Below are 25042 nucleotides of genomic sequence, written 5' to 3'. Positions count from 1 at the left end.
TCCGGGGATAAGGGCAAATTGGCTTCTCTTTGCACGTTACACAATTCGTTCGTGTTATTCAAAGAACTGACTGATTTTGGCCTTCAGAATATCGATGGCGATACGGTTCTTACCGCCGCGAGGCACAATAATATCGGCATACTGCTTGGAAGGGTCGATAAACTGCAGGAACATCGGGCGCACCGTTTTCTGGTACTGCGCCATCACTGAATCCATCGAACGTCCGCGCTCGTTGACGTCTCGCTTGATGCGGCGCATCAGACAAATGTCCAGCGGGGTGTCGACAAAAATGGAGAAGCTGAGTTCGTTGCGCAGGCGAGCGTCGGTCAGCAGCAGAATCCCTTCAAGAATGATGACTTTCTTCGGTTCGATATGGATAGTTTCCGGCATACGGGTATGTTCAACGTAGCTGTATACCGGCAACTCTATCGGCTGGCCGCTTCTCAGCATCTGCAGATGCTGAAACAGCAGACTATGATCCATGGAGCTTGGATGGTCATAGTTGGTTTTTACACGCTCTTCCATCGACAGATGACCTTGATCCTTGTAATAGCTGTCTTCCGGAATAACGCCGATATGTTCATCGCCGACCTGTTCACGTAATTCACGATATAGCGTACTGGCGATAAGGCTTTTGCCCGAAGCCGATGCGCCGGCGATGCCTATAATGACGCACTGATGAGACGTATCAGTCATAAATTTTTGCGACCTGATTAACCTGGGAATGTAGGAAGGGTGGCGGTTGACCGCCAAACGCCGCAATTATAGGGATTTCAGCGCGTCGATACCAGTGCTAAGCGCCTCTCGGGTCTATTCCTCCTCCGGCGACCAGCCTTGCGTATACCAGATATGCAATAAAGCGTACGAGCGCCAGGGGTGCCAGCGGCTGGCGTAGCGCGCAATCCGGCTCGGCGTCATGCCGGGAAAACGCTGTTTAATCAGATAATCATCCGCCAGAAAGATATCCGGCGCCTGCCAGCCGCGCAGCGCGAAATAGTTCGCCGTCCAGCGGCCAATGCCGGGCAGCGTCTGCAGCTGCTTTATTCCAGCGTCGATATTATCCGGCGCCCGGAGGGGAAGTTCGCCGCTGATGGCCGCCCGCGCCAGGTGAATCAGCGCCTCCGCCCGCCGCAGGGGCATACCCAGCGCCTTCAGCGCCAGCGGATCGGCCTGCGCCAGCCGCTGCGCGCTCGGGAACAGATAAAAGCCCGGCGCATCGGTCAACGGTTCCCCGAAGGCAGCCACCACTTTCCCGGTCAGCTTTGCCGCCATGGCCACGCTCACCAGTTGGCCGGGCACCGCGCGTACCGCTTGTTCAAACGCATCCAGGGATCCCGGCAGGCGCAGCCCCGGCCTTGGCAGCGCGAGGTTTCCCAGCGTCAGGGCGATCCGCTGCGGGTCGCAGGACAAATCAAATAAGCGCGCAACCCGCGCCAGGCACTCTTCCGCGACCGGCTGTAGCCCGGCGGAAAGCGTCACCCGCATGCCCTGCGCGGCGTCATCCGGCGTCACCGCGATCAGCCCGGCGTGGCCATTGAGGGCAAAGCTGCGGCAGTAGCTGTTGTCGACAAAAGTTTCAATCCCCTGCACGGTACGCGCCTCAAGAAAATGAAACATCCATTGCCAGTCGTAGGGGGGATGCCAGGGTAGCAGCGTCATCATTTCTCCTTTTTTAGCGCTTCAATCATAGCGGCTCTGCGCCGCGGGCGCCTTGCTTTTAAATTCCAGTTGTCGCAGTGCCGTCAATCCGCTAAAGTCGCCCCCCTTCTTCACCGGCATGGGGATTTTGCAGGCTATGTTTATTGGTTTTGACTACGGTACCGCTAACTGTTCGGTGGCGGTAATGCGCGAGAATACGCCGCAGCTGTTAACGCTGGAAAACGGCAGTTCACTGCTGCCATCCATGCTTTGCGCGCCGACCCGCGAAGCGGTCAGCGAGTGGCTCTACCGCCATCACGATGTCCCGCCCAACGGGGATGAAAACCAGGCGCTGCTGCGTCGCGCCATTAGCTTCAACCGCGAGGAAGATATCGACGTACTCGGCAACAGCGTGCAGTTTGGTCTCGCTTCGCTGCATCAATACGTTGAAGATCCGGAAGAAGTCTACTTTGTGAAGTCGCCGAAATCCTTTCTCGGCGCCAGCGGGCTCAAGCCGCAGCAGGTGGCGCTGTTTGAAGACTTAGTGTGCGCCATGATGCTGCATATCAAACTCCAGGCGCAAACGCAGCTGCCGGAAACCATCGACCAGGCGGTTATCGGCCGGCCGATTAACTTCCAGGGACTGGGCGGCGATGACGCCAACGCCCAGGCGCAGGGCATTCTCGAACGTGCGGCAAAGCGCGCGGGCTTCCGCGACGTGGTGTTTCAGTTTGAACCGGTCGCCGCCGGTCTGGATTTCGAAGCGACGCTGAGCGAGGAAAAACGCGTGCTGGTCGTCGATATCGGCGGCGGTACCACCGACTGTTCACTGCTATTGATGGGGCCGCAGTGGCGGGAAAAAGCCGATCGCCAGCAAAGCCTGCTTGGCCACAGCGGCTGCCGGGTCGGCGGTAACGACCTTGATATCGCCCTGGCCTTTAAATGCCTGATGCCGCTGCTGGGTATGGGCGGCGATACCGAAAAAGGCATCGCGCTGCCGATTCTGCCGTGGTGGAATGCGGTGGCGATTAACGACGTCCCGGCGCAAACCGATTTTTACAGCGCCGCCAACGGTCGCCTGCTTAACGATTTGCTGCGCAGCGCCCGCGATAGCGAAAAAGTCGCGCTGCTGCTGAAGGTCTGGCGTCAGCGTCTGAGCTATCGTCTGGTGCGTAGCGCGGAAGAGAGCAAAATCGCCCTGTCCGCGCAGCCGAGCGTCACCGCCGGGCTGCCGTTTATCAGCGACGAGCTGGCGACAGCCATCAGCCAGCAGGGTCTGGAAGCGGCGCTGGATCAGCCGCTGGCCCGCATAATGGAGCAGGTTCAGCTGGCGCTGGATAACAGCAATGACAAGCCGGACGTGATTTACCTGACCGGCGGCAGCGCTCGCTCGCCGTTGATCAAAAAAGCGCTGGCGGCACACCTGCCGGGCATTCCGGTGGCCGGCGGCGATGATTTTGGCTCGGTCACCGCCGGGCTGGCCCGCTGGGCGCAGGTGGTGTTTCGTTAATCAAACGGTACGATCCCGGATTGCGGCTGACGCCTTATCCGGGCTACCGACCAGGGTTTGGTAGGCCGGGCAAGGCGACAGCTGCCGCCCGGCAACAATACGAACACAATATCAAAACCGCGCTCTGTTATTTCCCTTCACGCCGTGAAACGTAATCCCGCCGCTGTTCGCCGGTATAAATCTGCCGCGGACGATAAATCGTCAGCGGCGCTTCGTGCATTTCGTTCCAGTGCGCCACCCAGCCAAGCGTTCTGCCCACGGCGGTAATCACCACAAACATCGATGAAGGCAGCCCCATCGCCTTGAGGATCACCGCAGTATAGAAATCCACGCTCGGCGACAGGCCATTTTCAACAAAGTACGGGTCGGTCAGCGCCACCTCTTCGAGGGCCATCGCCACCTGCAACGGCATGTCGGACATCCCCAGCTCTTCCAGTACCCGATGACAGGTCTCGCGCAAAATGGCGGCGCGCGGGTCAAGATGACGGTAGCGAGAGTTACCGAATCCCAGACGACGGAACGTCTGCGGGTCGCGTTTCGCTTTGCTCAGGAACGCCGGAATTTGATCGACGGTGTTGATCTCCTCCAGCATCCGCATACTGGCTTCGTTCGCCCCACCGTGGGCCGGTCCCCACAGAGACGCGAGCCCGGCGGCGACGCAGGCAAAGAGATTCGCCCCGGAGGAGCCCGCCGCCCGGACGGTGGTCGTCGATGCGCACTGGCCATGGTCGGCGTGCAGCACCAGGATCTGGTTCATCGCCTGCTCAATCACCGGATTCAGCTGATATTGTTCCGCCGGAATAGCAAACAGCATATGCAGGAAATTCCCCGCATAGGAAAGATCGTTGCGCGGATACTGCGCCGGTTGCTCAATTGAAAACTTATAGCTCATCGCCGCGAGCGTTGGCATTTTCGACAGCAGGCGGGTGGCGGCCAGCGCGCGGTGCTCAGGATTTTCAACGTCCAGCACATCGTGATAGAACGCCGCCAGGGTGCCTACCAGGGCGCACATTAAGGCCATCGGATGCGAGTCGCGACGAAAGCTGCTGCACATGCGGGCAATCTGCTCATGCACCAGGCTATGGCGGGTAATCGTGTTTTTGAAGTCCTGATAGCTGGCTTCGTCAGGCGCATCTCCGCGCAGCAGAATCCACGCCACTTCCAGGAAGTCGCACTGGCGCGCCAGCTGATCGACCGGATAGCCGCGGTGCAGCAGAATGCTCTTTTCGGTATCGATCCACGAGATGGCCGACTTACAGCCTGCGGTGTTAGCAAAGCCGGGGTCGAAACTGCATATCCCGGCGGAAGCCAGCGGACGAATATCCATGCCGAGGTAGCCCAGGGTCCCCGAGACCGTACTCAAAGGAATTGACTGTTGTTCATCCAAAGAAAGCGTTAGCGATTTCGTCGTCATCCTGTCAGGTCCCCTTCCACAACGAGTGATGAATTAACCCGGGCGTTTCTCCGGGCGCAACGGCCAACATAACCAGAGTCGTCCGGCGATTCTTTGATATGGATAACCAAAACATTCATAAAACAGCGTTATTATCAGCGGTTTTATGTTGATTACCCTCTAATAATTACCGATAAAAATAGCGCGTAATCGCTTGTTCACCTTGCGGTTTACCTGCCATTACGCGCGCTCGCTACGATAATATCCGCTGCATGGCAGCAAATTTATCGTATTTGTTTTATCAATCCTTCGTCCGTTTCGCTTTCACTTCACGGTACCAGCGCGGATGATGCTTCTTCGCCCAGGTCTTCGTCACCCAGCCTTCCACCATCGCGGTAATGGTGCCCTTCACCCACAGCGCGGCGTAAATATGCACCATGATCACCACGATCAGCGCGACCGCCGAGAAGGAGTGCAGCATCAGCGCGACGCGGATAACCGGGATGGAGAAGGCCGGCGCAAAGTACGGACGCCAGATAATCCCCCCGCTCACCAGCAGCAGCACCAGGAAGATAATCGCCGCCCAGAACACGCACTTCTGGCCGAAGTTATAGCGCCCGGTGTCGCCCACTTCCTCGTTGACCACAATCTTGCGAATGTTCTTCGCCCAGAAAATATCGTCCCGGTTGATCAGGTTATGGTGCCAGTAGCGGAAGAACATGATGATGAACGAGGCAAACATAATCACGCCCACGAACGGGTGCAGAATACGCGCCAGCTGCGGGGTGCCCATGATGTGCATCAGCCAGTTGAAGGACGGGAAGAAAAAGCCCAGCCCGCTCACCGCCGCCAGCACGAAGCAGAAGGCGGTGACCCAGTGGTTGATGCGTTCCGGCGCGGTGTAGCGCACGATGGTGTCACGTCTTTTCATTTGCGCACCTCGTCTTTCTCTTCATCCAGATTGTCCTCTTCCTCTTCCGCGCGGTTCGGACCGACGCCGACGTAGTGGAAGATGCTGGCGGCGAAAGTGGCCGCAAAGCCGACCGCCGCGAGAGGCTTCCAGATCCCTTTCCAGAACTTAACCGTGGCGCTGATTTCCGGGTTCTCCGGCAGGCCGTGGTACAGGTTCGGCTTGTCGGCGTGGTGCAGCACGTACATCACGTGCGTGCCGCCAACGCCGGCCGGATCGTACAGCCCCGCGTTGTCGTAACCGCGGGTTTTCAGCTCGGCGACGCGCTCGCCAGCCAGCGTTTTCATCTCCTCTTTGGAGCCGAAGTGGATAGCGCCGGTCGGGCAGGTTTTCACGCACGCCGGCTCCTGGCCAACGTTAACGCGGTCGACGCACAGCGTACATTTGTAGACGCGGTTATCTTCCGGGTTCAGACGCGGCACGTTGAACGGGCAGCCGGCGATGCAGTAGCCGCAGCCGATGCACTGCTCGGACTGGAAGTCGACGATGCCGTTGGCGTACTGAATGATCGCCCCTTCCGCCGGGCAGGCCTTCAGGCAGCCCGGGTCGGCGCAGTGCATACAGCCATCCTTGCGGATGAGCCACTCCAGTTTGTCGTTCTGCTCCACTTCCGAGAAGCGCATCACGGTCCAGGATTTGGCGGTCAGGTCGGCGGGGTTATCGTACACCCCGACGTTGTGACCGACTTCATCCCGGATGTCGTTCCACTCGGAACAGGCCACCTGACAGGCTTTACAGCCGATACAGGTGGTGACGTCGATAAGCTTCGCCACCTCTTCCTGGTGGTCCCGCGCGCGGGGCGCGGGGGTGAAGCCGTTAGTCGCGGAACGACGGATAATGTCTTGCGATTGATAGGCCATAATTCGTCTCCGTTACGCCTTTTCCACGTTCACGAGGAAAGCTTTATATTCAGGCGTCTGCGAGTTCGCGTCCCCCACCGATGGCGTCAGCGTATTGGCCAGGAATCCTTTCCGCGTCGCCCCCTCAAAACCCCAGTGGCACGGAATACCGATGGTATTCACCGTACGGCCATCAATAGTCAGCGCCTGTATTCGCTTAGTCACTACCGCTTTGGCTTTAATAAACCCGCGCTTCGACATCACTTTTACCGTGTCCCCCGCGACGATGCCCTTCTCCTTCGCCAACGCCTCGCCAATTTCAACAAACTGCTCGGGCTGAACGATGGCGTTCAGCCGCGCATGCTTGGTCCAGTGACGGAACAGTTCGGTGATCGAGTAGGTTGTCGCCACGTAGGGGAACTCATCCGCTTTGCCCATATTCGCCAGGTCATCGTGATAGATGCGCGCTACCGGGCTGGAGACCACCTTCGGGTGCAGTGGGTTGGTGCCAATCGGCGATTCGACAGGCTCATAGTGTTCCGGGAACGGGCCATCGTTTAGTTTGTCCAGCGAGAACAGGCGCGCCACGCCTTCCGGATTCATGATAAACGGCCCGACGTTGGTGTTCGGCGCCGCCTGGCTATAGTCGGCGACGTCCATACCGGTCCAGCGTTTGCCGTCCCAGTTCAGCAGCGAGCGCTGCGGATCCCAGGGTTTACCCGCCGGGTCCGCGGAGGCGCGGTTGTAGAGGATGCGGCGGTTCGCCGGCCAGGACCATGCCCAGCCGGGCGTACAGCCTAAACCATACGGGTCGCTATTATCGCGGTTCGCCATCTGATTGCCCTGCTCGGTCCAGCAGCCGCAGTAAACCCAGCAGTAGCTGCTGGTTGAACCGTCATCTTTTAGCTGCGCGAAGCTGCTCAGCTGCTGGCCTTTTTTGACAACTACCCGGCCCTGCTCGTCAACGATATCGCGCAGCGCCTTGCCGTTGGCCTCCCTGGCGACCTCTTCCGGCTGCGGGTCGAGGGGATCGTGATAATCCCAGGACATATTCAGCACCGGCGCCGGGTTTGCGCCGCCCTCTTGCCGATACAGATCGCGCAGGCGCATAAACAGGCGTCCGAGAATTTTGCCATCGTGGAGCGCTTCGCCCGGCGGTTCGGCCGCCGCCCAGTGCCACTGTAGCCAGCGGCCCGAGTTGGCGATCGAACCGTTCTCTTCGGCGAAGCAGGAGGACGGCAGGCGGAAGACTTCGGTCTGGATATCTGCAGGACGCACGTCGTTCATTTCGCCGTGGTTCTGCCAGAAATTCGACGACTCGGTCACCAGCGGATCGATCACCACCAGATATTTGAGCTTCGCCAGCGCGCGGGCGGATTTGTTTTTATCCGGGAACGCCGCCAGCGGGTTAAATCCCTGTACCACGTAGCCGTTGATTTTGCCCTGGGCCATTAGCTCGGCCTGGGTCATGACATCGTATAAACGATCCCATTTCGGCAGCCAGTCATAGCCCCAGCTGTTTTCCGCGGTTGCGGCATCGCCCCAGAAGCTTTTCATCATGCTGACGAAAAACTTCGGCGTATTTTGCCAGTAGTTCACTTCGTTCACGCCCAGCGCCGCGGGGGTGATTTGTGAAATATAGCTCTGATAATCAACCTGTTTTTCCGACGGTAGCGGCATATATCCCGGCAGATTAGTCGAAAGCAGCCCCAGGTCGGTATAGCCCTGAATATTGGAGTGCCCGCGCAGCGCGTTAACGCCGCCGCCGGCCATGCCGATATTGCCCAGCAGCAGCTGCAGCATCGCGGCCGCGCGGATGGTCTGCGCTCCGGTGGTGTGGTGGGTCCAGCCGAGGGCATACAGGATTGTCGCGGTTCGATTCGCAGCGCTGGTGCTGGCTAACAGTTCGCAAATGCGCTGAAAATCGTGTAACGAGGTGCCGCACAGGCGGTTGACCAGCTCTGGCGTATAGCGCTCAACGTGCTGCTTCAATAGATTCCAGACGCAGCACGGATGGTTCCACGTATCATCGCGCCTGGCGAAGCCGTTCGCGTCGAGTTCATAGTTCCAGCTGGTTTTATCGTACTGACGCTTCTGCGGATCAAAACCGCTAAACAGCCCCTCGTCGAAATCATAATCTTCCCGCACGATCATGCTGGCGTTGGTGTAGTGACGCACGTACTCATGCTGTATCCGATCGTGTTCGATAAGATAGCGGATCGCGCCGAGCAGGAAAGCGCTGTCGGAGCCGGCGCGAATGGGCGCGTACAGGTCAGCCACCGCCGCGCTGCGGTTAAAGCGCGGATCGACGACGATCACCGTCGCATTATTTTTAATTTTGGCTTCGATAACCCATTTGAACCCTACCGGATGCGCTTCCGCCGCGTTGCCGCCCATAATCAGCACCACGTTGGCGTTTTTAATATCCACCCAGTTGTTGGTCATCGCCCCACGACCAAAGGTTGGCGCCAGCGCCGATACCGTCGGGCCGTGGCAAAGGCGCGCCTGGCAGTCAATCGATACCATCCCCAGCGCGCGGGTAAATTTACCGTCAAGGATCCCGGTTTCATTGCTCGCCGCCGAAGAGCACAGCATGCTGGTTGAGGTCCAGCGGTTGACGGTGACGCCCAGGGCATTCTTTTCGATAAAGTTGGCGTCGCGATCATCTTTCATCAATCGCGCGATACGATCGATGGCCTCATCCCAGCTCATACGCGTCCACTTGTCCGAGCCCGGCGCGCGGTACTCCGGATAGCGTAAACGGTTATCGCTGTGAATATAGTCCAGTACGCCTGCGCCTTTTGGGCACAGCGATCCGCGGCTCACGGGATGATCGGGGTCGCCTTCGACGTGATAAATGCGTTCACGCACGTTTTTGGCGTTATCTCCGAAGCTGTACATGAGGATCCCGCAGCCGACTGAACAGTAGGTGCAGTTATTACGGGTTTCTTTAGCTTTTAAGAGTTTATATTGACGCGTCTCTGCGTGAGCGGAAAACGAGGGAAGAAAACCAAGCGATGCTACGGTCGTCCCTGCCATACCACCCGCGCAGATGCGAAAGAACTGCCTGCGACTGAGCTCCATTGTGCCTCCAGCTTAAACTTAAGACAGGAAAAGGGACAATGATTATACGGGTATTTTTGGCTTTTGCATCTGCTGTTAACATTTACGACAAAAAACAAACAATTAATCCATTTCATTTCAAATAGTTAAAATCCATCGCCTTAAAACAGGGGCCGGGAATGTTAACGCCATGCTAATCATTGTCATCCCCTGCCGTCTACAAACCTTCGGACCGTACCCAACTTCGTTTGATGAGGTGGGCGATGTGCCGCCGTTATCCGGCCATCAATAACAACGGTAATTAACGTTTAATATAACTATCGGGTTTTATATGCGCTGATTAAATAATTTATTGCCGCTTTTTATATAACTATCGCGTGAATTCATGGCATAACATCGTAAATCCGTATGTCGTGACTGAACTTTCCGCTTGCTTATTATGCATCTCCCCCATACGTTAACTTTGATTAAGGATCTTCTTGCAGCAGGTCTGGCCAGTTCCCCGGCGCGTAGATAACGCTGGAATAATATCTTCGGCACCAGCAGAATGCTGCGTTGTCCAGCCCTACACGTATATTTCCCGAATGGCGGAGGGTTATCTGTGCCAGTAGCAGAGTCCCTGTTCGTTTATACCGTACTGATTTATTAATCCATGCCGCAAGGGGGCGTGATTGAATCGTTCGTGCGCTTTTTTTGATCTTATTCGCAGGAGCCACAGCGCGTATTTCTGGGCAATGTGCGGCGTCATTATTTCCCTGCAGTGGTGGACGCCGGCGCGCGCGGAAGTCCGCCAGTTGGGTATCGATATCCCGGTCTACTGGTACGCCGACGCCAGCGACACGATGCCCCTCGACGCCTTTCTTTCGCTGCCACAGGAGGCGCTAAAAACGGCGCCGCTTATCCCGTCGTTCGGTTATTCGTCAAAGACCTACTGGCTACGTACTTCGCTCCCGGCGGCCTGGTTTGCAGGCGAGCAGCGCTGGCTGCAGCTCGGTCCGTCGTTTGTCGATCGCTTGAGCGTATTTTATCGCCCCTGCGGCAGCGATGCCCCCTGGAAACAAAAAGAGTTTGGCGACCACGCTTCCGCCCGCGATAACGATCTCGACTACCGCGAAAGCGTGCTGATTTTACCGCCCCCGCCCACGGCGGCTGGCTACGAGATGGTCTTCCGTCTCCAGAGCACCAGCACCCTGATCCTGCTGGCGACGCTCTCGTCGCCGCAGGAGTTCGTGCGTTCGGCCACCCTCGATACCGCCTTCTGGAGTTTCTATTTTGGCCTGGCGGTGATTGCCAGCGGTATCGCCCTGTGGCTTGCCGTCGCGCTGCGCCGACGCCTGCTGTGGGGGATCTGCCTGTTCTCGCTCAACTATCCGCTCGTCGCGGCCCTTCATGGCTACCCGGAATGGCTCTTTGGCGACGCCCTGCTGCCGGTGCAGGATTACATGATTAGCTGCCTGTCGCTGGTGAGCTACGCCACCGCGCTGTGGTTGCATAGCGAAGTTTTCGATTTGAAGAAAAACATGCCGCGGCTGCATCAACTGCTGCTGGCGGCGATCGCCTTAAACATTGTTCTGCAGATCAGTATCCCGCTAGGGTTTTACGGCCAGGCGATGCAGATTGAAGCGGGGATATTCTTCATCGCCGCGCCGATTCTGTTGATCACCTCATGGATGCTGTGGCGGCGCAAAGCGGTTGATATCAACACCCTGCTGTTGGGGCTGCTGCCGCCGGTATACGTCGTCTCCGCCGGGCTGGCGCTGCTCTCTATCCACGGCGTCATTCCGTTTCATAACATGGTTTATTCCACCTGGCAGTACGCGCTGATTATCCATATCGTCACCGTCCTGATCATCGCGGTACTGCGGGTGCGGGCGGAAAACCGTACCCTGGTGCGCAAGCAGCAGCTGGCGCGGGAACTGCAGATTGAACGCGAGGCCAGCTTCCACCAGCGCCAGTTTATGGGAATGGTGGCGCATGAGTTCAGAACGCCGCTGGCGATCCTCCAGGCGGCGCTGGAAAACCTGCGCCTGAGTCCCGCAACCGTCACCCAGAGCTTGCGCCTCGATCGCATGCAGCGCGCGACAACCCGCCTGGTGCAGCTTACCGATAATTGCCTGGCCGATGCCCGCCTCTCCTCCCGAGACCTGCACGCCGACAAGCAGGATGCCGAACTGCTGCCGGTCATCCATATGGCGGCGACCGTCGTGGATCTTTCGCTTAATCATTATTTGAATGTCACCCTTGAGGGGCAAACTGTCGGCCCGCAATCCCCTTCGCCGGTGCTGTTTATTGATAGCGGGCTGCTGTGTATTGCGATCGCCAACCTGCTCGATAACGCGGTTAAATATGCTGCAGCAGGCGAAATAAGAATCGAGATTTATCAGCAGGAAAAGCACGTTGAATTACGCATTGGCGATCGCGGTCCCGGCATCCCGCCGGAACAGGTCGAGCATATTTACGAGCGCTATCGACGCGGCGAAACGCATACCTCAACGCCGGCCGGGACCGGTCTTGGGCTGTACGTCGCCCGACAAATCATCCAGGCCCACGGCGGGGACCTGTGGCTGGCAGAAAATAGCTCAGCCGGATGCGAATTTGCGCTCACTCTCCCGCTGACGGGACAGCAGAAGGACAAACCATGACACTACGCGTAGCTATCATTGAAGATAGCGCAGATCTACTCGACGAGCTGCTGGCTTTTCTGCGCCATCGCGGCTTTGACGCCTGGGGCGTCGGCAGCGCCGAGGCCTTCTGGCGGCAGCTGCATCGCGATCCGGTTGATATCGTTCTTATCGATATTGGCCTGCCGGGCGAAGACGGGTTTAGCGTGCTGGACTATCTGCACGAGATTGGCCAGTTCGGCCTGGTCGTCATTACCGCCAGAGGGCATGAGCAGGATCGGCTCCAGGCCTTAAACGCCGGCGCCGACCTCTATCTCATCAAGCCGGTCAACTTTTCCGACCTCGCGGAGAGCATCCACGCGCTGGGCTCCCGGCTTCGCCAGCAACAACCGGCGGAAGGCGTCAATCCGGCGCCATCAGCGGAGCGGTCAGCCCCTTCCCACTGGATTCTCCAGAGCGAGCGCCTGGTGGCGCCATCGGGGCGGATCCTGCCGCTAACGCAGCAAGAGTACCGTCTGCTGGAAGTCTTAATGCGTAATCGCAATGAAGTGTGCAGCAAAGTTGACCTGCACACTTCGCTGTTTACCGATGAGGGCGAGCCGGAACTGCACCGCATCGACGTGGTGATCAGCCGCCTGCGCCACAAGGCCCGCCTACAGGGCATCACCCTGCCGATTCGCGCGATTTTTGGCAAAGGGCTGGCGTTTCTCTCCTGACCTTTCCCCAGCCGGCAGCGGCGACGCCGCCGGCCACCGTTCCGCCACCCGCGCGAGGTCATGGCGAATATGTTTTCAGCCTGGCGTTTCTTGTTAATTTTTTTTCAGTTTTTGAGAGGAATGAGAGAAATGAGACTGACAGCACATTAAGAATTTTCTTACATTGACCGGGCGTCGTGAGCGTTTCGACCCAAAGCGACCTGAGCTATCAGGCTATTGCTGAATTCAGCGCGAGCCGAATGCAGGCCGCTTGTCATGCGCATTTCGTCCGCGCATCGCGAGCACGGTTTAACGAAGAGTATAAAAATATTCACGTGCCTGCGAGGTACATTTTTAACACCAAAAATTAAGTTAAAGGATCTCAATTATGGCCATGCAAACATGGTTAGCCTTATTGCTGTGCATATTTTGCCTTTGCGTATCTGTTTATAGTCTTGTGTCGTATATCCGCGACAGGCGAAAACAGAAATTTCCGTTTTCAGCAAAGAACTCTATGCGCAGAAAATAACTAAAGTCACATTAATAATAACGAAATCTGCATAGCAACAATCACCGCATACGCCCGGAGGATTGATCACAACATGGCGTTATGTTGATATATCAGGGAAATAACGCCATGAAAAAAGTAAACATCGCCATCAACACCAGAAATACCTTTCTCAGAGAATCATTGGTTTCCGTCGTCAATGAGCTCATCAGCCGCAGCGGGAATCTTAAAGTCGCTTTTTCTTATAAGCATAATGATTTTTTAGATAAAGATATCATCATCGCTGAAGTTCTCCCCGGCGAGATCTATCTGTGCAATACCAGCATAAAGAACCGTAAAAAAAACAGTTCGGTGATTATCCTGCACAGCTATGACAAGCTGCCGGAAAAAGAGCTGATCGTTAACTGTCTCAAGGGCGTTATCTTTGTTTCTATCAAATCGGTCAATATCGATGAGATGTTCGAAATTATTGCCCAGGAGATAAAAAGGAGCGAAATTCTCCCCGGCGCGCAGAGCAGCAATTCCACGCTCGTTTGCACCCATTGCCCGCATAAAATGCTCTCCAAATCGCAGGCTGCCGTCGCCACCGGCATCATCGATGGCTTTGATATCATTAAAATTTCCGCCCTCAACAAAGTCACCCCCAAAACCATCACCTGGCACAAAAGCAAAATCATGGAAAAATACCGTCTTAATAACAATCATGACTTTTTTCAGTTCATTAACTTGTTAAAAGAGCGCTGGTAAACTCGCGCTGTGCCCGCCAGTGAGCGCATTCTGTACGTTAAAATTAGGAATTTGACGGCTTGTTAGCGACGGGATTCCGAAAAAGATCGGTAACCTCAAAAACATCTACTCAGGGGTAACTGGCTGCGGGTACCATTACCCGGTTCCTCAATGTGAAAATACCGGAGCGTATTTTTATATAATAAGAACAACGTCTTTATCGAGGAATCTGTTACTTCGTCACATTGCCCCTTGCGTGCCTGTTAGGGGCCTCTTTTTCTCTGCGGAACGCGCCCCCGTCAGAGAGGGCGCGCGACGATCAGGCTTCGGCCTGCTGAGGCGCGGCTTCAGCCTCCGGGGCCTCTTCCTGCAGTTGACCTTCATTTTTTGACAGCATCGCCGTCGCAATCCCGTTACCCAGCACGTTAATCGCTGAGCGCCCCATATCGAGGAAATGGTCAATGCCCATCAGCAGCAAAATACCCGCCACCGGAATATTGAAGCTCGGGATGGTCGCGGCCAGCACCACCAGCGCCGAACGCGGTACCCCGGCAATCCCTTTCGAGGCCAGCATCAGCGTCAGCATCATCACGGTAATTTCGCTAAAGCTCAGCTGAACATTATAGGCCTGAGCGATGAACATGGCGGCAAAAGAGCAGTACACCATTGAGCCGACCAGGTTGAAGGAGTAGCCGATAGGCAGCACAAACGACGCGATATTTCGCGAACAGCCAAATTCCACCAGGCGCTCCAGGGTCTTCGGATAGGCCGCTTCGGAACTGCTGGTGGTGAACGCCACCAGCACCGGGTCTTTCAGCATATTCAGCAGGCGAAAAACCTCTTTTTTGAGCACCATATACCCCACCGCCAGCAGCACCGCGCTGGTCAGCAGGATCGCGACATAGTATCCGCCGATAAACGAGGCGTAGTTAAGCAGGATCCCCAGCCCCTGCGAGGCGATAACCGAAGAGATAGCGGCGAAAATCGCCAGCGGCGCGACGTACATCACGTACCCGGTCACCTTCAGCATAATGTGGGAAACCACGTTGAGCGCCGCCACCAGCGGAGCATTGAATTTCTCCCCCAGCGACGCCCCGGCAATACCGAAGAACATCGAGAACACCACGATTTGCAGAATCTCGTTGCTGGCCATCGCTTCGGTAATGCTGGTCGGGATGGTATGGGTCAGAAAGCCTTTCAGGCTCATCCCGCTCACCGCCAGCCCGGTATCCACGGACTCTTTCGGGATCGCCAGGTTCAGACCGGCGCCGGGATGCTCAAGGGTGACGATCACCAGCCCGACCAGAATGGAGAGAATTGACGAGGTAATAAACCACACCATGGCTTTACCGCCGACCCGGCCAATAGTCGCCGTTTCGCCAAGGCGCATAATGCCGACCGTCAGGGTACTGAAGACTAATGGCGCTATCACCATTTTAATCAGGCGCAGGAACACATCGGTTAGCAGCGTAATGTTTTCCGACCATGCGGTAATGGTCGTTTGCCCGGCGTAAGCGTGGATGGCCGCGCCGGAGAGGATCCCCAGCAGCATGAAGATGACGATGAACAGCGTGAGTTTGTTTGCACTTGCCACAAAAATTAACCCCTGATTTATTTAACGTGTTGTTTTTTAATGTATATATGCTTTATTTATTGGAATACATTAAACATTCACCACATAAATTGAATAAAAGCACGCGGGGTTACAACTCTTTTTTAGTTTTTATAGTAAAAGTTAATGTGCTCGTTGATATGCATCAAACCGCGTCGCGCCGCCGGTAAGATGAAAAAGGCGCCGGCGTCAGAGGACAACCGGCGCAAAGAGGCACTAGCGTTTTACGGTATCCTCCAGGAAGAAACGTCCCAGCGGATTCTGATAAAAACCGTCGATATTTTTGCGGCTGACGTTGCGGTACGGGCTGTAATACAGATCGACCCAGTTCACATCGGCCTTGGCCATTTTTTGCAGGTCGATATACATCTGCTCGCGCTTTTTACCGTCCATTTCGACGCGCGCGGCAGCCACCAGCGCTTTTACCTGCTCGTTATGATAGCGGGTCATATAGTTCATATTGGCATCGTGACCCAGCACGAAGGTGGTTTTCTGATCGGGGTCAAGAATATCGTTGGTCCAGTACATCACCGAAATATCGTACTCTCCGGCCACCAGCATATCCCAGCTCTGGCTCGGGTCGACTTTTTGCAAATTCACCGTCACCCCGGCTTTCGCCAGCTGCTGTTGCAGCAAAATGGCAATCTGCTCATCGACTTCATCCCCGGCGTTGACCACGTAGTTCAGCTTCAGATCGGCAGCGCCCGCCGCTTTTAGCATCGCTTTGGCCTTCTGCGGATCGTACGGCCGGCGAAGATTATCCTGGTAGTGGTAAAGCGCCCCGGCGGGAATATAGGAGTTGGCCACCTGGCCGTAGCCAAAGGTCACGGTCTTCACGATTGCGTCTTTATCAATCGCGAAGTCCAGCGCCTGGCGCACCTCCACCTTGCCCAGCGCGCCGTGAGAATGGTTGATCAGCAGATGGTCCTCGCGCGTGGAGGGGTCCAGCTCCACCTTCAGATTGGCATCCTTTTGTAACGATGCAATGCGCGAGAAAGGCACGGTCAGCGCGGCGTCGAGCTCGCCGGCCTGCACCTTCAGCATGCGGGTATTATCGTCCGGAATGGTTAACCACTCCACGCCATCGAGGCTGACGTTTTTCGCCTGCCAGAAGTGCGGGTTCTTCACCAGCACGATCTTTTCCCCGCGCAGCCACTCTTTCACGCTAAACGCGCCGGAGCCCACGGGTTTTTCGGCAAACGCCTCTTCGCCTTCCGCTTTCATCGCCTTCTGCGAAATCACCGAGGCGTTCGGCAGGGCCAGCTGCGACAAGAACGGCGCTGACGGCGATTTCAGCGTCACTACCAGCGTGCGCGGGTCCGGGGCTTCCGCTTTGGCAATAATGCTATAGGAGTCGCGCCACAGCGAGCCTTCATCATCGCGGATACGCATCAAGCTAAACGCCGCATCGCTGGCGGTTAGCGGTGTGCCGTCAGAGAAGGTCGTGTCGCGAATTTTAAAAGTGTAGACCTTGCCATCCGGAGAAATCGTCCAGCTCTCAGCCACGCCCGGCTCCAGCTTCGTCCCGCTCTTATCCACCCGCACCAGCGGGTCAAAGACGTTGGAAAAGACCCAGTTATCCGCGTTTTGCGCCGATTTTATCGGGTCAAACGTGGTGCTGTCCTCCCGGCGGCCAATGGTCAATACCCCCGCCGCCTGGGCCATTTCGCTCACCACGCTAAGCGCCAGAAAAACGCTCGCCGCCAGTAATTTAACTTGCCTGTGCTTCATCAAAAGATCCCCCTGTTAAAGGAAAAACGGTCTCATCGCCCGCGAGGTTGAGCACGCAGGCATAAGCGCGATCGGCAATCTGCCGGGTTGGTGGTGGTGCTCCGGTGCGGCACTGCACCTGCGCATAAGGGCAGCGCGGATGAAATGCACAGCCTTGTGGAACGGCAACGGGACTGGGCGGCTCGCCCCCCAGCAAATTTTTCGGTAGGGGTTTATCCGGGTCGATTTCCGGGATCGCCGAGACCAGCGCGGCGGTATAGGGATGCAGCGGACGGGTGAAGACCGCCTCTGCCGGCCCCTCTTCCACAATCCGCCCAAGGTACATTACCGCCACCCGATCGCAGAGCCGCCGCACAATCGCCAGATCGTGAGCGATAAACAGAATCGCCAGCCCCATCTTCTCCCGCAGATCCATCAGCAGGTTGACGATCTGTCCCTGAATAGAGACGTCCAGCGCCGCGACGCACTCATCGGCCACGATCAGCCGCGGCTCCATGGCCAGCGCTCTGGCAATACCGACGCGCTGGCACTGGCCGCCGCTAAGCTGGGCCGGTTTCGCGCTGGCCTGCTGCGGGCGCAGGCCCACCAGGGTGAGCAGTTCTGCTACCCGCAGCGCCTCCTGCCCGCGGGGCACTTTTTGATGCACGCGCAGCACCTCGGCGATGCTCTCTCCCACGCTCTGCCGCGGGTTCAACGAGGCAAAGGGATCCTGGAAAATCATCGCGCTTTGCTGGCGCAGACGGGCGATATCGCTGGTTAAGCCATGGGTAATACGCTGCCCCTCGAACCGCACCTCGCCATCGGCTACCCGTTCAAGCTGTAACAACGCTCGGCCAAGCGTGCTCTTGCCGCTTCCGGATTCGCCGACCAGACCGAGCGTTTCGCCGGGAAAGATCTGCATCGTGACCTGGTTCACCGCGTGCACGACCCGCTTCGGCTGCCAAAGACCGCCCGACACCGGGAAGGTGACGCAAAGATTATCGGCCTCAAGCAGCGGCCAGTGAGCGTTAGCCATTATCCCTCCTGTCGGGTCAGCGTGGGTAAGCGGTGATGACAAGCCACCGCGTGGCTATGGCGATCCTGCCCGTAATGCAGCGGCGGCTGCTGCAGGCACGCCTCATCGGCGCGGCGGCAGCGCGGATGAAAGCGACAGCCTGATGGAAAGTGGTCGGCGCTCGGCGGCTGGCCGTCGATGATTGTCAGCCTCCCCCGTCCGCCTTCGCTGGCCGGCTGACAATCAATAAGCCCGCGGGTATAGGGGTGCAGCGGCCCGGCGAGCACTTCGCGTTTGTCGCCCACCTCGCAGAGCCTGCCGCCGTACATCACCGCGATCCGGTCGCAGGTTTGCGCCACCACCCCGAGATCGTGGGTGATCATAATGACCGCCAGCCCCAGCTCGGCACGCAGGTCGCTGAGCAGGCGCAAAATCTGCATCTGCACGGTGACGTCCAGCGCGGTCGTCGGTTCGTCGGCAATCAGCAGCCGCGGTTCCGGCGCAAGGGCGACGGCGATCATCGCCCGCTGGCGCATACCGCCGGAAAATTCGTGCGGATAGCTATTGAGCCGATTCTGCGGGTCCGGGATGCCGACCTGGCGCAGCAGGGCCAGCGCATCTTCCCGCGCCTGACGGCGGTTTGCCGCAAAATGGAGGCGCCGGCTTTCCGCGATCTGCTCCCCAATGGTCATCACCGGATTGAGATGGCTGGTCGGGTTCTGGAAAATCATACCGATTTCCCGCCCGCGCACCGCCGACATTTGCCCTTCGCTGAGGGGTAAGATATCCCGGCCGTCGAGCACAACCTCACCGCCGCTAATCCGCAGCCCGTCCCCCGGCAGCAGGCGCATCAGCGCCCGGCAGGTCACGGTTTTTCCCGACCCGCTTTCGCCAACCAGCCCCAGCATCTCCCCGGCTTCAAGCGTGAATGAGACGTTATCGACCAGCGCGATATCCTCGCCGCCCGTGACCATCAGGCGATTCACCTTCAGCAAACTCATCCCCGTCCTCCTAACTTGTCGCCGAGCCCATCAGCCAGCAGGCTAAAGCCCATCGCCAGCAGCACGATGGCGAGCCCTGGAAAGGTGGTTATCCACCACGCGGTAGTGATAAAGCTCTGCCCTTCGGCCACCATAACGCCCCATTCGGCGGTTGGTGGCTGCACGCCGAGCCCGAGATAGCTCACCGCGGCTCCGTTCAGCAGCACCAGTACGCAGTCGGACATCGAAAAAACGATCGCTCCGGTTAGCGCGTTCGGCAGCAGATGACGGAACAAAATCCGCGGATGGCCGTAGCCCAGACTGCGGGCCGCCAGAATAAAATCGCGCTGTTTCAGCGTCAGTACCTGAGCGCGCACCAGCCGGGCGTAGGAGACCCAGCCCACCATCGCCATGGCGATGTAAAAGCTGCTCAGTCCCGGCCCGAGAATGGCGATGATTGCCAGCATCAGCACCAGAAACGGAAAGGCCAGCACGATATCAATAACCCGCATCACCAGGGCATCGACCACGCTGCCAGAATAGCCGGCAAGCGCCCCCAGCGCGGTACCGAGCATAAAGGGGAACAGCACCCCCAGCAGGCAGATTTGGAGATCGACCCGCGCGCCCCACAGCACGCGGGAAAAAACGTCGCGGCCAAAGTTGTCGGTACCGAAGAGATGCGCGCCGCCCGGCGGCAGCAGGCTGGAAGAGGCGTCCTGGGCAATCGGATCGAACGGCGCGATCCACGGCGCCAGACAGGCGACCAGCAGCCATAGTCCGACGATCGCCAGCCCGGCGTAGAGCGCCTGCTGACGCGGGATAGCCCGCTGACGCAGACGGGAAAACGTCGCTATCGCCTTCATAGTTTTATCCTCGGGTCGAGGGCCACGGTCAGAATATCCGCCAGCAGGCTGACCGCTACGGTAGCAAGGGCAAAGACCATCACCACGCCCTGCACCACCATGTAGTCGCGGCTAAAAATCGCCTTAACCAACAGCTGTCCGAGGCCGGGGATGGCAAACACGCTTTCGATAACCACCGTACTGCCGATGAGCCAGCCAATATTCACCGCCAGCAGATTGATGGTCGGCACCAGAGAGTTCGGCAGCACGTGCCGCCAGAAGATACGTCTTTCCTGCTGTCCCCGCGCCCGGGCCGCCACCACATAGTCGCTATTCATCTCCATCAGCAGGCTGGCGCGCAGGTTGCGAATCAATACCGCCGACAGCGCCAGCGCCACGGTCAGGCACGGCAGAACCATATGGTGCAGCTGGTCTACAAAATCGCTGCCGTAGCCGGAGACCGGAAACCAGCCGAGCGCGATACTGAACAGCAGAATCAACATGATGCCGAGCCAGAACGCCGGAAACCCGAGCCCGGCGGTCGTAAACAGACGAATCAGCCGATCGGCGAGGCGCCCGCGCTGGCGTGCGGCCATCGCCGCCAGCGGTACCGTCAACGCTATCGCTAGCAGAACGCTGCCGAGCACCAGCCACAGCGTCGGTTCCAGACGCGAAGCAATCAGCTTCAGGGTATCGACCCGGTAAACAATGGACTTACCCAGCTCGCCCTGCAGCAGATTGCGCAGAAAATAGCCGTACTGAACCCACAGCGGTTCGTCGAGGCCAAACTGCGCGCGGAGGCGGGCCAGCGCCGCCGGCGTGCTGCGCACCCCGAGCAGAATACGCGCCGGATCGCCGGGGATCGCGCGCACCATCATGAAGGTGATCAGGCTGATACCCAGCAGAACCGGCAGCAGCTGTAGCGGGCGAAGAAGCAGAAAGCGGTAACGGTGCATCAACAGCCTCCCGCGTCGCGCTGGCGCGCCAGAAAATCGAGCAGCACCGGGTAGTAAGCCTGCGGCTCTTCGTAAAATGGCATATGGCTGCTGTTGGCAAAAATGGCTATTTCGGCGTTCGCCAGGCCCTGCTTCATTTTCAGGGCGCAGGCGGGCGTCAGCTCATCGTGCTGGCCGCTGGTGATCAGACAGGGCGCGCGGATTGACGCCAGCTCAGCGCTGCGGTTCCAGTTTTTTAAATTACCGGTGTAGAGGAATTCGTTCGGCCCCTGCATGGTGATATACGGGCCCATATTCCAGTCCCCAAGCGAGCGGGTAACCGGCTCCGGCCAGACGTCAAGACGGCACACATGACGGTAATTCAGCAGCGTAATCGCTGCCTGATAGGCCGGATGGTCTAGCCAGCCGAGCGCTTCGTAGCGCTGCATCATCGCGACGGTTTCTGGCCCCAGCGCCCCGCGCAGACGGTTCAGCTCCTGCACCAGATGCGGCATATCGGCGACGGTGTTTTCCAGAATCAGCGAGCGAATTGCGCCAGGATGGTGCAACGCCACTTCAATCGCCAGCCATCCGCCCCACGAGTGACCAAGCAGATGCACCTGACCGAGCCCCAGCGCCTGACGCACGGTCTCCACTTCACGCACGTAGCGCGCCATCGTCCACAGGCTGGCATCATCCGGCCGGTCGGACTTGCCGGTACCCAGCTGGTCAAAAGCGATCACCCGATAACCGTGCTGCTTCAGGCAGGAGTGGGCTTCGCGCAGATAATCGCAGGGCAGCCCCGGCCCGCCGTTGAGGCAGAGAACGGTCTCCTCGCCGTCGCCAAACTGATAGGCCACGACGTTATATCCCTCCACCGCAATGTTATGGTACTGATCGGGCGCTATTTCGCTCCACATGGTGTACTCCTCATCGTCGATGGCCCGGTTCTGGCGTTGCGTTAACGCTAACGGCAACCCCGGAGGCTGAACAGTTAGCAAAAATACTAGTTTTGCGCGGCGCCGGTGCGGCACCGGAATTGCATGCCTTTTGCGCTAACTATTGACGGATTTGCACAAATCGTGCCCGTCGCAGGTCTCGTTTTAGATGAAGGGGGTTATATGCGACTGGAATTTGAACGCCCCGGCAGCGCGCGGGCGGCTAGCCTGGATGAGGCATTCAGCGGACTTTTTCAGGCCACCCGGAAGTTAGGATTTGACGCGGTCATTTACGACTACACGCCGGTCCCGCGTTCTCTGGAAGGGGAGCTGATTACGCCTTCGCTGCTGAAAACGTGCAATGTGCCGGAAGATATGCGCCAGCTATGGTGCGAGCGCGGATATTACCAGCTTGATCCGGTGCAGCACTGCGCGCTCGAAAGCTGCGCGCCTTTTGTCTGGTCCTATCAACGACCGGACAACAGCATGCTGCGCGGGAGGCTGAACAATCACGCCACCGCGGTCACCGACTATATGCGCGAACATAATATGCCCTGCGGGGCGACGGTTCCCCTGCATCTCCCCAACGGCAGTTTCGTCACTCTCACCGGCATCCATACCGGCCAGCGTCAGGAACGGGAAATCAGCGCCACCCTGGCGCAGCTGATGCTGCTCGCCCACCAGTTTCAGGAGTCGGCGTTTCCGCTGTTTGACAGCACCCTGCTTACCTGCCGCCATGTGAAGCTAAGCAACCGCGAGCGCGAATGCCTGGCGTGGTCCGCCGAAGGACTTACCGCTAAAGAGATCGCCCGCAAGCTGCACCGCTCGGTGGCGACGGTGACGCTGCATCTTAATACCGCGGCCAAAAAGCTCGGCGCCAGCAACCGCGTACAGGCGGTAGTCCGCGCCCTGCACTACCGCCTGCTCGACAGCTAAGAACTAGCATTTTTGCTAGTGTTCAGCCGCGGTTGCCACCCTTTACCCTGAAAGCCGGTCCACTTAGCAGGGTAAAGATGATTCATGTATACCATCAGCGAAGGTTACGCCCCGTTTCGGCGCTATCAAACCTGGTTTCGCGTTTGCGGCGATATCGATAGCGGGCTCACGCCGCTGGTCATCGCCCACGGCGGGCCGGGGTGCACGCATGATTATGTTGATGCGTTCCGCGATATCGCCCTCAGCGGGCGGGCGGTGATCCACTACGATCAGTTAGGCAACGGACGCTCAACCCATCTCCCGCAGCAGCCCGCCGATTTCTGGCAACCGGCGCTGTTCCTCGACGAACTGGCCAACCTGCTGCAGCATCTCAATATTGCCGATCATTACGCCCTGCTCGGCCAATCGTGGGGAGGTATGCTCGGCGCGGAGCACGCCGTGACGCGGCCAAAGGGGTTAAAGGCGCTGATTATCGCCAACTCCCCGGCGTCGATGGCCCTGTGGCTACAGGGAGCGGCCAGGCTGCGGGCGCAGTTGCCCGCCGACGTCCAGCAGACGCTGCTGGCCCATGAGGCGGCAGGAACGCTGGACAGCGCGGAATATAAGGCGGCAAGCCAGGTATTTTATCAACGCCACGTCTGTCGCCTCGATCCCTGGCCGGCGGAAGTGCGGCGCACCTTCGACGCCATGGATGCCGACCCGACGGTTTATCACGCCATGAATGGCCCCACCGAATTCCACGTCATCGGCAGCATGAAAGCGTGGACGATTATCGACCGCCTCGCGCGCATTGACGTTCCGGTCCTGCTGATTTCCGGGCGCTACGATGAAGCCACCCCGGAGGTGGTACAACCCTTTATGGACCACATCCCCGACGCGCGGTGGGTCATTTTCGAAGCCTCAAGCCATATGCCGCACGTCGAAGAGCGCGAGCTGTGCATGAAGACGGTAAACGACTTTTTAAGCCGCGCGATAAACGAAAAGCCGCTTACAGCGCCAGCCCGCCTCCGCCGCTGAACGGCCGCTCGCCGGCGATTTTCATTACTTCGGCCCCCAGGGTGACAAACGGCGCCCGACGGCTGGCATAAATCAGCCCGCCCGATGTCGGGCGCACCGCTTTGACCATATCGGTCAGCGGATCGATGATTTCCGCGACCACATCGTCGGCGCTGACCCACTCGCCGGGCTGTTTTAACAGCACCAGGATGCCGGTCGCCGGGGCGGTAACAATCTCCCCGGCGGCAAACGGCAGCATTACCGTTTCCTGCTGCGGAATCTCAGGCTTCGCGCCGGCCAGTACGCCGCGGTACTGCAGATAGCGATAAAGACGTTCGGCATCGTCACAGGCGGTGGCGTGATCCACCTCCTGCTGGCCGCGCAGTTCGACGGTCACCGCCATACAGCCGGGCTGCTGCTGCGAGCGCGATGAATCACGCGCCGCCAGGCGCTGCCACGGCAGGCCGCAGGCCTCATCAAACGAATGACCGCCGCTCTCCTGCGACAGCAGCACGGCGCCAATACCGAGGAAAGCCGCCAGAACTTTCGCCTCGCGTTGCCAGGCCGGGTCGGCGTAGAGATGCAAAATCGCCTGGTCATCGCAGTGCAGATCGAGTACCAAATCGGCATCGCAGGCGAGGCCCAGCAGATGATGGCGCAGGGCCTGAACTTCGCTGACCACGGGCAGCGCCGCCAGCGCATCCCGCATCGCCGCGCGCACCTGCTGCAGGTACTCGCGGCGCGAACCGGGCGATGGCGCACGCAGATAGGGCTGCGCCAGGGCAGCCAGATCGGGGAAGTCGCGGTTAAAATTACGCCCGCTTGCCAGATCGAAACGACCTACGCCGCCGCTGAGCAGCACCTGGGCCAGCCCCGGCGGGTTGGCCACCGGCACGAGAATGATTTCGCCGCGCAGCTCGCCGCGCCGTTCCGCCTGACTGAGTAATCTTTTAAGATAATGCAGAACCAGCATGCCCGGAATTTCATCGGCGTGCAGCCCCGCCTGCAGATAGACCTTCTCTCCTGTGCCGGGCGCGCCGAAATGAAAATGGCTTAATTGCCGCTGCCCACCGAGTGCATGTTCAGGTAATGTATAGTGTTTAATTTTCATTGGA

21 protein-coding genes are annotated in these 25042 nt (G+C 58.3%); 7 read left to right on the top strand and 14 right to left on the bottom strand.

The annotated features are described in order from the left end of the window. Positions 1–54: 54 nt before the first annotated feature. Both udk and alkA read right to left on the bottom strand, forming a co-directional pair. On the bottom strand, positions 55–696 hold the full coding sequence (gene udk, locus GUC22_RS08485; RefSeq protein WP_004122537.1) for a uridine kinase: 642 nt from the start codon (positions 694–696) through the stop codon (positions 55–57). 114 nt (positions 697–810) lie between these two features. After that, positions 811–1659 carry a DNA-3-methyladenine glycosylase 2 gene (gene alkA, locus GUC22_RS08480; protein ID WP_160183884.1) on the bottom strand — a complete coding sequence of 283 codons (849 nt, stop codon included), beginning with the start codon at positions 1657–1659 and terminating at the stop codon, positions 811–813. Positions 1660–1795: 136 nt separating this feature from the next. Between alkA and yegD the strand changes: the two genes are divergently transcribed. Beyond that, the gene (gene yegD / locus GUC22_RS08475; protein WP_004138692.1) at positions 1796–3148 is read left to right on the top strand and encodes a molecular chaperone; all 1353 of its coding nucleotides are present in this window, start codon (positions 1796–1798) and stop codon (positions 3146–3148) included. A 127-nt stretch (positions 3149–3275) separates the two neighbouring features. Here yegD and GUC22_RS08470 read toward each other — a convergent pair whose 3' ends face one another. From GUC22_RS08470 to fdnG, 4 genes are all read right to left on the bottom strand, one after another. Beyond that, entirely contained in the window at positions 3276–4562 is a 1287-nt protein-coding gene (locus GUC22_RS08470) for a citrate synthase (protein ID WP_004138691.1), read from the bottom strand. A gap of 280 nt (positions 4563–4842) precedes the next feature. After that, entirely contained in the window at positions 4843–5472 is a 630-nt protein-coding gene (gene fdoI, locus GUC22_RS08465; protein ID WP_031446324.1) for a formate dehydrogenase cytochrome b556 subunit, read from the bottom strand. Continuing rightward, positions 5469–6371: a formate dehydrogenase subunit beta gene (gene fdxH, locus GUC22_RS08460; protein ID WP_004122548.1), complete on the bottom strand. Its 903-nt coding sequence runs from the start codon at positions 6369–6371 to the stop codon at positions 5469–5471. The genes fdoI and fdxH overlap by 4 nt, the downstream gene beginning before the upstream one ends. Positions 6372–6383: 12 nt before the next feature. Further along, positions 6384–9434: a formate dehydrogenase-N subunit alpha gene (gene fdnG / locus GUC22_RS08455; protein ID WP_160183472.1), complete on the bottom strand. Its 3051-nt coding sequence runs from the start codon at positions 9432–9434 to the stop codon at positions 6384–6386. A 650-nt stretch (positions 9435–10084) separates the two neighbouring features. Here fdnG and GUC22_RS08450 point away from each other — a divergent pair. From GUC22_RS08450 to GUC22_RS08435, 4 genes are all read left to right on the top strand, one after another. Beyond that, positions 10085–12055, top strand: a complete 1971-nt coding sequence (locus GUC22_RS08450; RefSeq protein ID WP_201746409.1) for a sensor histidine kinase — start codon at positions 10085–10087, stop codon at positions 12053–12055. Then, positions 12052–12750 (top strand): response regulator transcription factor, encoded by a 699-nt coding sequence (locus GUC22_RS08445; RefSeq protein WP_024359146.1) that lies wholly within the window; start codon positions 12052–12054, stop codon positions 12748–12750. Before GUC22_RS08450 ends, GUC22_RS08445 begins: the two co-directional genes overlap by 4 nt. 367 nt (positions 12751–13117) lie before the next feature. Next, positions 13118–13258, top strand: coding sequence for a small membrane protein (locus tag GUC22_RS08440; protein ID WP_160183471.1), 141 nt, complete (start codon positions 13118–13120; stop codon positions 13256–13258). A 108-nt stretch (positions 13259–13366) separates the two neighbouring features. Beyond that, positions 13367–13984, top strand: coding sequence for a helix-turn-helix transcriptional regulator (locus GUC22_RS08435; protein ID WP_160183470.1), 618 nt, complete (start codon positions 13367–13369; stop codon positions 13982–13984). 298 nt (positions 13985–14282) lie between these two features. Here the strand turns inward: GUC22_RS08435 and GUC22_RS08430 are convergent, their stop codons facing one another. From GUC22_RS08430 to GUC22_RS08400, 7 genes are all read right to left on the bottom strand, one after another. Continuing rightward, positions 14283–15515: a dicarboxylate/amino acid:cation symporter gene (locus GUC22_RS08430; RefSeq protein WP_221343810.1), complete on the bottom strand. Its 1233-nt coding sequence runs from the start codon at positions 15513–15515 to the stop codon at positions 14283–14285. Between the two features lie 276 nt (positions 15516–15791). Continuing rightward, positions 15792–17306: an ABC transporter substrate-binding protein gene (locus GUC22_RS08425; protein WP_024359149.1), complete on the bottom strand. Its 1515-nt coding sequence runs from the start codon at positions 17304–17306 to the stop codon at positions 15792–15794. Continuing rightward, positions 17287–18321 (bottom strand): ABC transporter ATP-binding protein, encoded by a 1035-nt coding sequence (locus GUC22_RS08420; RefSeq protein ID WP_024359150.1) that lies wholly within the window; start codon positions 18319–18321, stop codon positions 17287–17289. Before GUC22_RS08420 ends, GUC22_RS08425 begins: the two co-directional genes overlap by 20 nt. Next, positions 18321–19301 (bottom strand): ABC transporter ATP-binding protein, encoded by a 981-nt coding sequence (locus GUC22_RS08415; RefSeq protein ID WP_098362823.1) that lies wholly within the window; start codon positions 19299–19301, stop codon positions 18321–18323. Before GUC22_RS08415 ends, GUC22_RS08420 begins: the two co-directional genes overlap by 1 nt. Further along, the gene (locus GUC22_RS08410; RefSeq protein ID WP_049100347.1) at positions 19298–20143 is read right to left on the bottom strand and encodes an ABC transporter permease; all 846 of its coding nucleotides are present in this window, start codon (positions 20141–20143) and stop codon (positions 19298–19300) included. The genes GUC22_RS08415 and GUC22_RS08410 overlap by 4 nt, the downstream gene beginning before the upstream one ends. After that, positions 20140–21078 (bottom strand): ABC transporter permease, encoded by a 939-nt coding sequence (locus GUC22_RS08405; RefSeq protein WP_154933304.1) that lies wholly within the window; start codon positions 21076–21078, stop codon positions 20140–20142. The genes GUC22_RS08410 and GUC22_RS08405 overlap by 4 nt, the downstream gene beginning before the upstream one ends. Then, the gene (locus GUC22_RS08400) at positions 21078–21977 is read right to left on the bottom strand and encodes a proline iminopeptidase-family hydrolase (protein WP_154933302.1); all 900 of its coding nucleotides are present in this window, start codon (positions 21975–21977) and stop codon (positions 21078–21080) included. Before GUC22_RS08400 ends, GUC22_RS08405 begins: the two co-directional genes overlap by 1 nt. Positions 21978–22178: 201 nt before the next feature. On the opposite strand from GUC22_RS08400, the gene GUC22_RS08395 reads away from it, so the two are divergent. Next, entirely contained in the window at positions 22179–22931 is a 753-nt protein-coding gene (locus tag GUC22_RS08395; RefSeq protein WP_024359155.1) for a helix-turn-helix transcriptional regulator, read from the top strand. A gap of 84 nt (positions 22932–23015) precedes the next feature. Beyond that, positions 23016–23948 carry a proline iminopeptidase-family hydrolase gene (locus tag GUC22_RS08390; RefSeq protein WP_049086784.1) on the top strand — a complete coding sequence of 311 codons (933 nt, stop codon included), beginning with the start codon at positions 23016–23018 and terminating at the stop codon, positions 23946–23948. Here the strand turns inward: GUC22_RS08390 and GUC22_RS08385 are convergent. Further along, positions 23920–25038 carry a succinylglutamate desuccinylase/aspartoacylase family protein gene (locus tag GUC22_RS08385; RefSeq protein WP_049100344.1) on the bottom strand — a complete coding sequence of 373 codons (1119 nt, stop codon included), beginning with the start codon at positions 25036–25038 and terminating at the stop codon, positions 23920–23922. The genes GUC22_RS08390 and GUC22_RS08385 overlap by 29 nt on opposite strands. Between the last annotated feature and the right edge of the window lie 4 nt (positions 25039–25042).

Origin of the sequence: Klebsiella sp. MPUS7 (genome assembly GCF_009905335.1) — a bacterium.
In the GTDB taxonomy this organism is placed as follows: domain Bacteria; phylum Pseudomonadota; class Gammaproteobacteria; order Enterobacterales; family Enterobacteriaceae; genus Klebsiella; species Klebsiella grimontii.
The sequence above is the reverse complement of the archived record's forward strand: the minus strand, read 5'-3'. Positions and strand labels throughout refer to the sequence as shown.

What these genes read in the sequence shown, in the direction of transcription:
- udk (WP_004122537.1), bottom strand. Translation starts at nt 696, where the DNA reads ATGACTGATACGTCTCATCAGTGCGTCATTATAGGCATCGCCGGCGCA.
- alkA (WP_160183884.1), bottom strand. Translation starts at nt 1,659, where the DNA reads ATGACGCTGCTACCCTGGCATCCCCCCTACGACTGGCAATGGATGTTT.
- yegD (WP_004138692.1), top strand. Translation starts at nt 1,796, where the DNA reads ATGTTTATTGGTTTTGACTACGGTACCGCTAACTGTTCGGTGGCGGTA.
- GUC22_RS08470 (WP_004138691.1), bottom strand. Translation starts at nt 4,562, where the DNA reads ATGACGACGAAATCGCTAACGCTTTCTTTGGATGAACAACAGTCAATT.
- fdoI (WP_031446324.1), bottom strand. Translation starts at nt 5,472, where the DNA reads ATGAAAAGACGTGACACCATCGTGCGCTACACCGCGCCGGAACGCATC.
- fdxH (WP_004122548.1), bottom strand. Translation starts at nt 6,371, where the DNA reads ATGGCCTATCAATCGCAAGACATTATCCGTCGTTCCGCGACTAACGGC.
- fdnG (WP_160183472.1), bottom strand. Translation starts at nt 9,434, where the DNA reads ATGGAGCTCAGTCGCAGGCAGTTCTTTCGCATCTGCGCGGGTGGTATG.
- GUC22_RS08445 (WP_024359146.1), top strand. Translation starts at nt 12,052, where the DNA reads ATGACACTACGCGTAGCTATCATTGAAGATAGCGCAGATCTACTCGAC.
- GUC22_RS08440 (WP_160183471.1), top strand. Translation starts at nt 13,118, where the DNA reads ATGGCCATGCAAACATGGTTAGCCTTATTGCTGTGCATATTTTGCCTT.
- GUC22_RS08435 (WP_160183470.1), top strand. Translation starts at nt 13,367, where the DNA reads ATGAAAAAAGTAAACATCGCCATCAACACCAGAAATACCTTTCTCAGA.
- GUC22_RS08430 (WP_221343810.1), bottom strand. Translation starts at nt 15,515, where the DNA reads ATGCTGCTGGGGATCCTCTCCGGCGCGGCCATCCACGCTTACGCCGGG.
- GUC22_RS08425 (WP_024359149.1), bottom strand. Translation starts at nt 17,306, where the DNA reads ATGAAGCACAGGCAAGTTAAATTACTGGCGGCGAGCGTTTTTCTGGCG.
- GUC22_RS08420 (WP_024359150.1), bottom strand. Translation starts at nt 18,321, where the DNA reads ATGGCTAACGCTCACTGGCCGCTGCTTGAGGCCGATAATCTTTGCGTC.
- GUC22_RS08415 (WP_098362823.1), bottom strand. Translation starts at nt 19,301, where the DNA reads ATGAGTTTGCTGAAGGTGAATCGCCTGATGGTCACGGGCGGCGAGGAT.
- GUC22_RS08410 (WP_049100347.1), bottom strand. Translation starts at nt 20,143, where the DNA reads ATGAAGGCGATAGCGACGTTTTCCCGTCTGCGTCAGCGGGCTATCCCG.
- GUC22_RS08405 (WP_154933304.1), bottom strand. Translation starts at nt 21,078, where the DNA reads ATGCACCGTTACCGCTTTCTGCTTCTTCGCCCGCTACAGCTGCTGCCG.
- GUC22_RS08400 (WP_154933302.1), bottom strand. Translation starts at nt 21,977, where the DNA reads ATGTGGAGCGAAATAGCGCCCGATCAGTACCATAACATTGCGGTGGAG.
- GUC22_RS08395 (WP_024359155.1), top strand. Translation starts at nt 22,179, where the DNA reads ATGCGACTGGAATTTGAACGCCCCGGCAGCGCGCGGGCGGCTAGCCTG.
- GUC22_RS08390 (WP_049086784.1), top strand. Translation starts at nt 23,016, where the DNA reads ATGTATACCATCAGCGAAGGTTACGCCCCGTTTCGGCGCTATCAAACC.
- GUC22_RS08385 (WP_049100344.1), bottom strand. Translation starts at nt 25,038, where the DNA reads ATGAAAATTAAACACTATACATTACCTGAACATGCACTCGGTGGGCAG.